Genomic DNA, 9,006 nt, shown 5'->3' on the forward strand with positions numbered 1-9,006 from the left:
GCGCAGTGGGGGGCTTGCGGCAAGGCCCGGGTCTTGCCGCACAATCGTCGGCCGAAGGCCAATACCTGCGGAAATAGCGTCCGTGAATGGCTGGCCGGGCAACTTCGACGATGGGTGGGTTCATGTTCGATGTGATCATTACCGGTGCCGGTCCGACGGGTTTGATGCTTGCGGCGGAGCTGCGGGTGCAGGGCGTGAGCGCACTCGTGATCGACCGGGATGCCGAACCGACCAAGGTCGTGCGCGCGATGGGCATGCACGCGCGCACGGTCGAGATCCTGGACCAGCGCGGTGTCGCGGATCGCTTCCTCGCGCTGGGCAAGCAGCACCCGAGCGCGGGCTTCTTCGCCGGGATCGTCAAAGCCGAACCGACCCGGATGGATACGAGCTTCCCGTTCGTACTGGGACTGCAGCAGCCGATCACCGACCGCCTGCTGACCGAGTGGGCGGTGGAACTCGGTGCGGAGATCCGCCGGGGGTGCGAACTGGTCGGGCTGACCCAGGACGCGGACGGAGTGACCGCCGAGCTCGCCGACGGCACCACGCTGCGTTCGCGCTATCTCGTCGGCTGTGACGGCGGCCGCTCCACGGTCCGCAAACTGCTCGACATCGACTTCCCGGGCGAACCGAACACCTGGGAGATGCTGCTGGGCGAGGTGGAACTCACCGCCCCGCGCGAGGAGGTCATCCCGCTGGTGATGGAACTCCACAAGACCCATCACCGCTTCGGCGCGGTGCCGCTGGAAGGCAATCTCTACCGCTTGGGCGCGCCCGCGGACGGATTGGCCGACGATCCTCGCGTCCCGCCGACCCTGGACGACCTCAAACGCCAGGTTCGGGCCATCGCGGGCACCGACTTCGGCGCGCACTCCGCCCGCTGGCTCTCGCGCTTCGGCAACGCCACCCGTCTGGCCGACCGCTACCGCGTCGGCCGGGTCCTGCTGGCCGGCGACGCCGCCCACATCCACCCGCCCACCGGCGGTCAGGGCTTGAACCTGGGCGTCCAGGACGCCTTCAACCTCGGCTGGAAACTGGCCGCCGCCATCCACGGCTGGGCCCCCGCCGATCTGCTCGACACATACGAGGCCGAACGCCGCCCCTGGGCCGCCGACGTGCTCGACAACACCCGCGCCCAAACCGTGCTCCAGGAGACCGAGCCCGGCCCTCGAGCGGTCCGCCGCCTCATGTCCGAACTGATGGACTTCCCAGAAGTCCGCCGATACCTCATCGAAAAGGTCACCGCCCTCAATATTCGCTACGACTTCGGCGCGGGCCCCGACCTCGTCGGCCGCCGCCAACGCGACATCCCCCTGAAGAACGGCCGCCTCTACGACCGGCTCCACGAAGGCCGCGCCCTGCTCCTCGACCAGACCGGAAAGCTCTCCGTCGCAGGCTGGTCCGACCGCGTCGACCACGTAGTCGATGTCAGCGAGGAACTCGACGTACCGGCGATCCTGCTGCGCCCCGACGGCCACGTCGTCTGGGTCGGCGACGACCAGCGGGACCTGCAGGCGAGCCTGTCCCGCTGGTTCGGTTCAGCCGCAAGCTGATTCGGCGACCCGCCGGGGCTCAGCGCTGGTCGTGATCGCCGTGATCGCCGTGGTCGTCGTGATCCCCGGTGTGACGGTCGGCCAGAGGGCTGGAATCATGCCCGAAGGGCTGGCAGTACGCGCTGTTCCCCTCGGGATACACGCAACCGGGCCCGGGGTCGGCACTGGCCACCCCGGTTCCCGCGACCACCCCGGCCGCGAGAATCCCGATCAGAGCTGTGGCCGCACCTTTCCTGTTCATAACGTCTCCTCTCCAGGCCCCCCTTGTCGAGTCGACCGCTCGCGTCTGGGAATCGCCGGTGAGGCACAGCAGAATTCGATCAAGATCAGGGAGTCGTCAGCGCGGGAAATCGGGCGACATCTCGCGGTGAGAGCTCCCTGATCTCCAGCTCGCTAGGTGCGGGGCGCGGATAGGCGGAAGGGGGCGCGGTCCCAGCGCCAGTTGTGGCGGTGGACGAGGGCGGCCAGGTCGAGCAGGTCGAGGTCGGTTCGGAGGGACTGGAATTCGGGCCAGGCGAGCGGGCCGGTGGCCAAGCGGTTCGTGAGGATCGATGTGCGGCGGGCGTCGACCTTGCGGGTCAGCAGGTCGGGGATGCCCTGGGTGCTGCCGGTCCAGGCGAGGTAGCCCCAGCCGTGGGAGTGGGCGTATTCGCGGGCGGCCGCGGCGCGGGTGCGATGCACGTGCAAGGCGGTGTGGGCCAGGGGGAGGACGTCGATGAGGACGGTGCCGCCGTCGGCGAATTGCGCTGCGGCGGTGGGGTAGTGGACGCGGTCGGTGTTGTCGATGGCGTAGGGGACCGCCGCGGGGAGTTCGCGGAAGGACGACACGGTGGCGCTCGCGTCCAGGAGCCGGAGCAGGCGGGCTTGCAGGGCGGTGTCGAAAGTGACTTCGCGGCCGAGCTTTTCGGAATACATGCGCCCGCGACCGTCATCGTCGTAGTCGAGGCGACCGGCGGGGAGGACGGGCAGTTCGGCGGGTTGCCCGCTGCCCCGGTCGACGCGCTTCAGCCAGGAGTTCCAGATGTCGTCGGGCACGTCCTCGGGCTGCGGGTTCGGCATGAGATGCCAGCGGCCCCTCTGCTGCCATCCCGCGATGCGCTGGAATACGAAGCCCGCCAGCCGTTTCGAATCCTGCAGGTCGTGCCCCGCGAGCCGCAGTTTCAGATAGGACCAGTCCTGCGCGGCGATATCCCCGTCCGTCGCATAGGTTTCCGCGAGTAGCGTCCGGACCAGCCGCTCGTCTCCCCACCCCACCGGATACCGCTGCGCGAACACCCCGAGATCCGGCTGGGTAACCAGCGTCTGCCGCACCATGGTCCCCACCGCGCGGGTGTACAACTGCCGCGCCCGATCTCGCGACACCCCGAACCGAGCCCCCAACAGCATCAACGTCTCCGGGCTCTCCCCGTCGAGCCCGAGCCGGCAGGTGATCAGCTCCGCGTCCCGCGGCCGATCCGCCGCGACCTCGCCCACCATCCCGGCGAGCACCTCATTGACCTGCTCCAGCCCGAAGTCCACCCCATCGGCCGGATCATCGCGCGGTTGCGTGCGCGAGCTGCGTGTCTCACTCGTCGTCAAGGCGGCCCCTACCAGTCTTCGCCAGTCTGTTCGACGAGCCTAACCGTGCCCACCGACACACTCCGCGCTACGCGCCCGTGCCCGCGGAATTCGGCATCCCGGCCGCCGTGTGAGTGGCCCGCTCGCGCCGGTGTGCGGGGTTGCGAGCTGGGCCTGGTCCGGGCGGTTGGTTCGGTATTCCGAAGGGTCAGCCGATGACGGCGTTCATGATGGTTCCGGCGCTGGTCGCGATGATGCCGCCGATCATGGCTCCGGCGACCATCTTCGGCGAGGCGAGCCCGCCGCCGGACCATTTCTCCCAGGCGAAGCGGCCGCCCGCGTACGTGATGCCCAGGACGCCGGACAGCAGCACGAACCAGGTGAAGTAGCGGACGAGCTTGAGGAGCTTGTCGGCCACCGGCGGTGTCTCCGGGGTGGGGTTGCCGAGTTGGGCGAGCACGGCCTGATGGGAGAGCACAGTGTCGTGGAAGGCGCTGAGCAAGATGGTCACCATCAAAAGGTACCGCGAAATCGGGGCGACATGCCCGGGATGTGCGCGAGATCTAGTGCGCGAGAGCAACTTTCGTTGTCTCAGCAAAACTTTCGATGTCCGTGTGAAGAGCGGATGACGAGATTCGAACTCGCGACCCTCACCTTGGCAAGGTGATGCGCTACCAGCTGCGCTACATCCGCATCGCTTCCGTCAGGTCCTCATCGGCCCGTCCGGCTGCGAGAGAGAACACTAGCCCACCCGCCCCGCATTTCCAAAACCGCTGGCAAACCCCCAGTTCTTCCGGCGTGCCACGGGCGGGACGAGCTACTTCGGGGTGTCCTCGTTCATGGGGACGATGGCGGAGATGAGGGTGGCGTCGCCGACCTTGGTGGTGATGACGAGTTGGGGCGACCAGGTGCGTTTGCTGGCGTCGGGGTGTTGTTCGCTGACGACCATGACGTGCTGGCCGTCGAAGGGGCCGGGCATGATCTGGACGCAGTAGGTGGTGCCGACCGGAATGGAGTCGATCCCGGCTTGGATCTGCTCGACGGTGGGGGCGGCGGCGTCGGGGGCGAACATCTCGCGTACCGCCTTGCCGGAGCGGTCGACGTAGTACCGATTCTGCAGCGCCAGAATGACATCCGGCCCGGACTTGGTGCTGCCGGGGCCGTTGCCGCGGACATTGCCGCCCTTGGCCTCGTTGGGGCACAGGTCGGCCGGTCCGGCGGCGGGCTGGGCGAGGGCCGAGGCGGTCGGGGACGCCGTGCCGGTCGCGATCGCCGACGGGGTGGCGGGATGTGGCGCGGCGACAACGGGTTTCGACGGCGTGTTGTCTCCGGTGACCTTGGCGATCTGGACGGCGATGGCGGCGGTCACCGCGAGCACGGCCAGCAGGCCCAGCAGCGGGACAACCCATTGACGACCGCTGAAATCCAGCGAGAGCCCCAGTCGCTCCCGTGCGGGGGTCGGCCGGGCCGCGCGTTTGAGCGGGCGGCGGGCGGTCGGGTAGCCCGGCGGCGGGTCGAGCCGGTCGCCTCGTGCGGCCTGGGCGGGATCGAACGACGACCGGGCGCGGAGCTCGGCGTATGCCGTTCGGGCCCGTGGGGATCGGTAGCGCTGCCGGGCACGGGCCGAGTCGTCGGGCGATCGGCCCGACGGATCCTCGGAGTCCGGATCGCGCGCCGTGTCCTCGGATGATCGCGGGTGCGCCGGGCCTCTCGACGACGCGGTGCGCGACGTGTCCCCGGATGCGGGGGCGCGCGCCGGATCGCGCGGTGACGAGGCGCGGGACGGATCCTCGGAGTACGGGGGATCGAAAGTGCGCGCGTGCGACAGGGCGTCGATCGAACGGGGCTCGGCGAACCCGTCCTCGTCGTAGTCGTCGTCCTCGTCGTCGAAGTCCCCGTCGTCGAAGTGCCCGCCGTCGAAGTGCCCGCCGTCGAAGTCCCCGTTGTCGAATTCTCCGTTGTCGTAGTCGTCGGGGTAGCTCTCCGGCCCGTACTCGCTGTCGTACCGGTCGGCTTCCTCGGACGGTTCGGCCGCGCGCTCGTACCGTTCGGCCTCGTACCGTTCGGCGCGGCTGCTCCGTGCCGGTGCGGGCGTGCCGGTGATCCAGTCCGACCAGCTGCCCGTGTAACTGCCCTCGTGTGCGGGTGCCAGCGGTTCCGATGTGCGCGAACCGGATTCAGTGGTGCTCATCGCGTCGTCCCGAGGTCGGGGATCAGGGGAGCACCACTGGTGGGCGGGGTGCTCGTGGACGGCGTGAAGTCCATCAGCGGCGCGCTGCTGCTCGGGGTGCCACTGCTGGGCGTGCCGGACGGAGCCCCGCCGAGCGGGAACTGTCCGTTGGGCGGGGCGCTCGTGGTCGCCGTCGAGGTCCCCGAGAAATCCATTCCCACACCGGGTTTGTCGCTGCCGCCGAGCGGCGTGCCACCGGTTTGCGCGCTGCCGGCCAGGTCGTGGGCGAGCGCGGCGAACCACTGTCCGACCCAATCGGTCGGGCTCTGCCCGAATCCCGCGCCCTGCGCGTGGGTGTAGTCGTGCTTCTGCGCGGTGTCCCAGTACCGCACCCAGGTGGTGACGTCGAGGAGATCCTTGTTGTCGGTGATGTTCTGGGTGACGGCCGAGAACGACTGGGTGACCAGCCGGCTGATGGTGGTGGGCGGCACCAGGTTGGTGACCGCGCCGAGCAGCTTGCCGCCGAATACCGCCAGCCCCGCAAGGGGATTGGCGAGCCCGGCGGTGGCGATCTCGGCGATGTTGGTGGGCGTCAGGATGTCCTTCGCCACGGCCACGATGGAATTGATGGCGATCGTGCCGACCTTGAGCAACGCCTGGAACGCGCCCCCGACATCGACCTGATTGGCCGGATTCGAGGCTTCGGCGATGCGCTGCGAGATCGACTTCTGCGGCTGATACGACAGATCCGAGAGCGAGGTCCCCGACACGTCGTTGTTCACCACCGAGGTGGCCGTCTTGATCGAGGTGAACGCCAGCGCCTCCGCGATCGACTTCAGCGACCCGATCGGATCACCGGCCGAAAGCTCCACCTGCCCCGCGATATTGGCGACGGTCCGCACCAGCGGCGCGCCCACCGGGGTGTCGCAGGCCAGGTCCCCCTCGGTGCAGAATTCCGCGACCCGCCCGACCAGTGACCCGAAGTTCTCGAGCGTGGCGCTGTCGGGTGCGATGCCCGCGCCGGACGCGGTCTTGGTGGCGGGCGGATCCGAAAGCCCGGACACCGCTTTGCCGTCGGTGCCCGGCGCGGCGGTCGGCAGCTTCTGATCCGGTTTGCCGGGGAACAGCGGCTCGTTGGCATTGCGGTTGGGATCGCCGAAAAGCGCCACGGCGGCGATCTTCTGGGCCGGGACGGTCCCCTTGCCCGCACCGACCTCCTGCGCGAACTGTGAGGCCACGTGTGCGCCCTGCGAGTACCCGGCGATCGCCAATTGCGAAGTGGGGCAGCGGTCGGCGACCTGTTTGGCCATCGACCGCAGCCGGTCCAGCCCGTCGCCGACGGACTTGGTGTAGGTCACGGTGCTGATCTCGGTCGCCCCGCCGAAGGACGCCTCGTAGGGCACGTAGGCGCGGTCGACCAGGCCGTCGTCGCTGGCGGCGGCCATCATGGGCCGGAACACCTCCGACAGCATCCCGGTGTCGGTGGTGACGGCGGCGTCGGGCGAGGATTCGCCGGTGCCCTGGACGCCCAGCGCGAACAGGGCCGGGCATTTGTCGATCGGGACGGTGGTGTCGGGCGGTCCGCCGTGGGCCAGGCCGACCGCGGCCGTGGCGACCACGCAGACCGCCGCGGTCAGTATCGCCGAGGTCCGGAACCCCATGGTGGGCAGCAGTTTTCGATGCACGTCGCACCTCGTTCAGGTCAGGGACTGGCTGATTCCGCGCCGTGCTGCGCGCGTTCGGTGATCCGCGCCCCGGCGATTCTGGCCGCGGTGAGGATCTGCTCGGCCAGAAGCCGAACCGGTTGCGGGGGAGTGCGGGTGGGATCGCCGTCGTCCACCGGTGAGTGACCGGCGGCGGGATTCCAGGCCGCGAGTTCGTAGGGTTCCAGGGCCCGCCACTGCTCGAGCCAGCCCAGCCGCCAGGTGCGGGCGCCGAGGGCGAGGGCCAGTCCTTCCATCTCCTCACGCCGCTGCTCGACCGGAATCGGCAGCGGCCGAGCGGCATCGGCCACGGTCAGCACCCCGACCACGTGGCTGCCGACCGGAGTGGCCTGCCGCTGATGCGCCAGCAGCGCCCGGTGCAGCGCGTTGACGCCGCGCAGATGGCTGCGGCCGACCAGCACCACCAGCGGCGAATCCATGTCCGCGGTCAGGCCGATCCGGGCGGGCCAGCGCTGCCCGGCGTCCCCGGCCCAGCTCAGGCTGGCCGCCAGACTGCTGACGCCCGCGCCGCCGTGCACGCCGACGAGCCACACCAATGGCGGCCGGACCGGCCGATTCGGCACCGCTCGATGCCACATGGGCACGGGCTGCATCGCGGGCTTCGCCTGCTCCGGCGCGGGCGCCCCGCTCAGTGCGGCGGGCCGGCTCGTCATGGCGGCATGTTCTCGGCCGGGATCCGTTGCCTCCGAGTGGATTCCGGCCGGTATCGCGCTGGAAGGCCGAGAGTCGCCGTCGGGCGTGTTGTCGGCTCCCCAGGGCCGTGACAGTTGGATCGTCATCGCAGTGCCCCCAGCAGGGCCAGGTACGCGTCGCGGGTTTCGGCGGCGAGGCGATGCCACGAGATGGGTCCGCCGGTGGCCAGGTGCATGTCGAACGGCACCTGGACGACGGCGCGCACCCACGAACCCAGGTGTGTCCGAACATGATCCATGACCGCGGCCGCCGATCCCGGCACCTGCTCGGTGAGCACGATCACCGCGTCGCCGACGACGAATTCACCGAAGTTCTCGTCCAGCCAGCCCAGCGCGGGTTGCAGCCGATTGATCGCGTCGGGTCGCGCGGCCACGGTGATCACCAGGCCCACTCGCGGATCCGACAGCAGCGGCGCTGCCAACCGGCTGGTCACCGGCGCACCGGCGTCGAAAATGCCCAGCAGTCCGGCAGTTTCGAGATGCCGGGCGACCGACACCAGCGATTCCCTGCGCGGCAGCGGATCCGGCGTCCGCGCCAGCACTCGCACGCCCGTCGATGTCTGCCCCGAACACGCTCCCACGGTGGACGCGTGCCCCGGATTCGCTGTGCCCAGCCACTTCTGCAGGGTGCTGACCGGCGCGGCCACATCGCATCCTCGCAATGCCACGTCCCCGCCGCCGAGGGTGGCGTCGACCACCACCGGCCACACCTCGCCCTCACTGTCCACCCCCGCCGCCGCGGCCAGCCCCAGGGCGGTGGTCGTGGCTCCCGACGATCCCGACCCGCCCAGCACCAGCACCTGCGGCACCGCCGCCCGCACCAGCCGGCCCTGCCCGCCGCGCAGCGGCACCGCATCGGTCGGCGACCCGGCGGGGGCGGGCTGATTGAGGTCGCTCAGCCGCGAATCATCCTGGTCGCCAGTCCCACTCGCCCGCACGGCCTCCACGAGCAGCGCCGCCACCTCGCCTCCTCGTGCCGAGGTCTGCGTCTCGTTCACCGCGTCGCGCAGTCCGAACTCACGATCGGTCGCCGTTGGGCCGGGGCCTTCCGTTGCGCCGGATCCTGCCTCTGCGCTGGGCTCGGCAACTCCGTCGGGGCCAATTGCTGGGTTGGGGCCTGTCGCTGCGCTGGGCTCGGCCGTTGCGTCGGGACCTTTTGCTGGGTTGGGGCCTGTCGCTGCGCTGGGCTCGGCCGTTGCGTCGGGACCTTTTGCTGGGTTGGGGCCTGTCGCTGCGCTGGGCTCGGCCGTTGCGTCGGGACCTTTTGCTGGGTTGGGGCCTGTCGCTGCGCTGGGCTCGGCCGTTGCGTCGGG

8 protein-coding genes and 1 tRNA gene are annotated in these 9,006 nt (G+C 70.0%); 1 reads left to right on the plus strand and 8 read right to left on the minus strand.

The window, feature by feature from the left end:
* Positions 1 to 122: 122 nt before the first annotated feature.
* On the plus strand, positions 123 to 1,550 hold the full coding sequence (gene rox / locus GPX89_RS09650; RefSeq protein WP_157387211.1) for a rifampin monooxygenase: 1,428 nt from the start codon (positions 123 to 125) through the stop codon (positions 1,548 to 1,550).
* 19 nt (positions 1,551 to 1,569) lie between these two features.
* On the opposite strand, the gene GPX89_RS09655 is transcribed toward rox, so the two are convergent.
* The 8 genes from GPX89_RS09655 to GPX89_RS09690 form a co-directional block, all read right to left on the minus strand.
* Positions 1,570 to 1,791 carry a hypothetical protein gene (locus GPX89_RS09655; RefSeq protein ID WP_157386834.1) on the minus strand — a complete coding sequence of 74 codons (222 nt, stop codon included), beginning with the start codon at positions 1,789 to 1,791 and terminating at the stop codon, positions 1,570 to 1,572.
* 152 nt (positions 1,792 to 1,943) lie between these two features.
* Positions 1,944 to 3,128: a sigma-70 family RNA polymerase sigma factor gene (locus tag GPX89_RS09660; protein ID WP_157386835.1), complete on the minus strand. Its 1,185-nt coding sequence runs from the start codon at positions 3,126 to 3,128 to the stop codon at positions 1,944 to 1,946.
* Positions 3,129 to 3,315: 187 nt separating this feature from the next.
* Positions 3,316 to 3,618, minus strand: a complete 303-nt coding sequence (locus tag GPX89_RS09665; protein ID WP_157386836.1) for a hypothetical protein — start codon at positions 3,616 to 3,618, stop codon at positions 3,316 to 3,318.
* Positions 3,619 to 3,727: 109 nt separating this feature from the next.
* A tRNA-Gly gene (locus GPX89_RS09670) sits at positions 3,728 to 3,800 on the minus strand.
* 124 nt (positions 3,801 to 3,924) lie between these two features.
* A complete protein-coding gene (locus GPX89_RS09675; RefSeq protein ID WP_157386837.1) occupies positions 3,925 to 5,298 on the minus strand; it encodes a hypothetical protein in 1,374 nt (457 codons plus the stop codon).
* Positions 5,295 to 6,962 (minus strand): cutinase family protein, encoded by a 1,668-nt coding sequence (locus tag GPX89_RS09680; RefSeq protein WP_328601638.1) that lies wholly within the window; start codon positions 6,960 to 6,962, stop codon positions 5,295 to 5,297. The genes GPX89_RS09675 and GPX89_RS09680 overlap by 4 nt, the downstream gene beginning before the upstream one ends.
* A 17-nt stretch (positions 6,963 to 6,979) precedes the next feature.
* Entirely contained in the window at positions 6,980 to 7,654 is a 675-nt protein-coding gene (locus GPX89_RS09685) for a hypothetical protein (protein ID WP_157386838.1), read from the minus strand.
* 122 nt (positions 7,655 to 7,776) lie between these two features.
* On the minus strand, positions 7,777 to 8,655 hold the full coding sequence (locus GPX89_RS09690; protein ID WP_157386839.1) for a MinD/ParA family ATP-binding protein: 879 nt from the start codon (positions 8,653 to 8,655) through the stop codon (positions 7,777 to 7,779).
* Positions 8,656 to 9,006: the final 351 nt, after the last annotated feature.

The organism is Nocardia terrae (genome assembly GCF_009760405.1).
Lineage (GTDB): Bacteria > Actinomycetota > Actinomycetes > Mycobacteriales > Mycobacteriaceae > Nocardia > Nocardia terrae.

What these genes read in the sequence shown, in the direction of transcription:
- rox (WP_157387211.1), top strand. Translation starts at nt 123, where the DNA reads ATGTTCGATGTGATCATTACCGGTGCCGGTCCGACGGGTTTGATGCTT.
- GPX89_RS09655 (WP_157386834.1), bottom strand. Translation starts at nt 1,791, where the DNA reads ATGAACAGGAAAGGTGCGGCCACAGCTCTGATCGGGATTCTCGCGGCC.
- GPX89_RS09675 (WP_157386837.1), bottom strand. Translation starts at nt 5,298, where the DNA reads ATGAGCACCACTGAATCCGGTTCGCGCACATCGGAACCGCTGGCACCC.
- GPX89_RS09685 (WP_157386838.1), bottom strand. Translation starts at nt 7,654, where the DNA reads ATGACGAGCCGGCCCGCCGCACTGAGCGGGGCGCCCGCGCCGGAGCAG.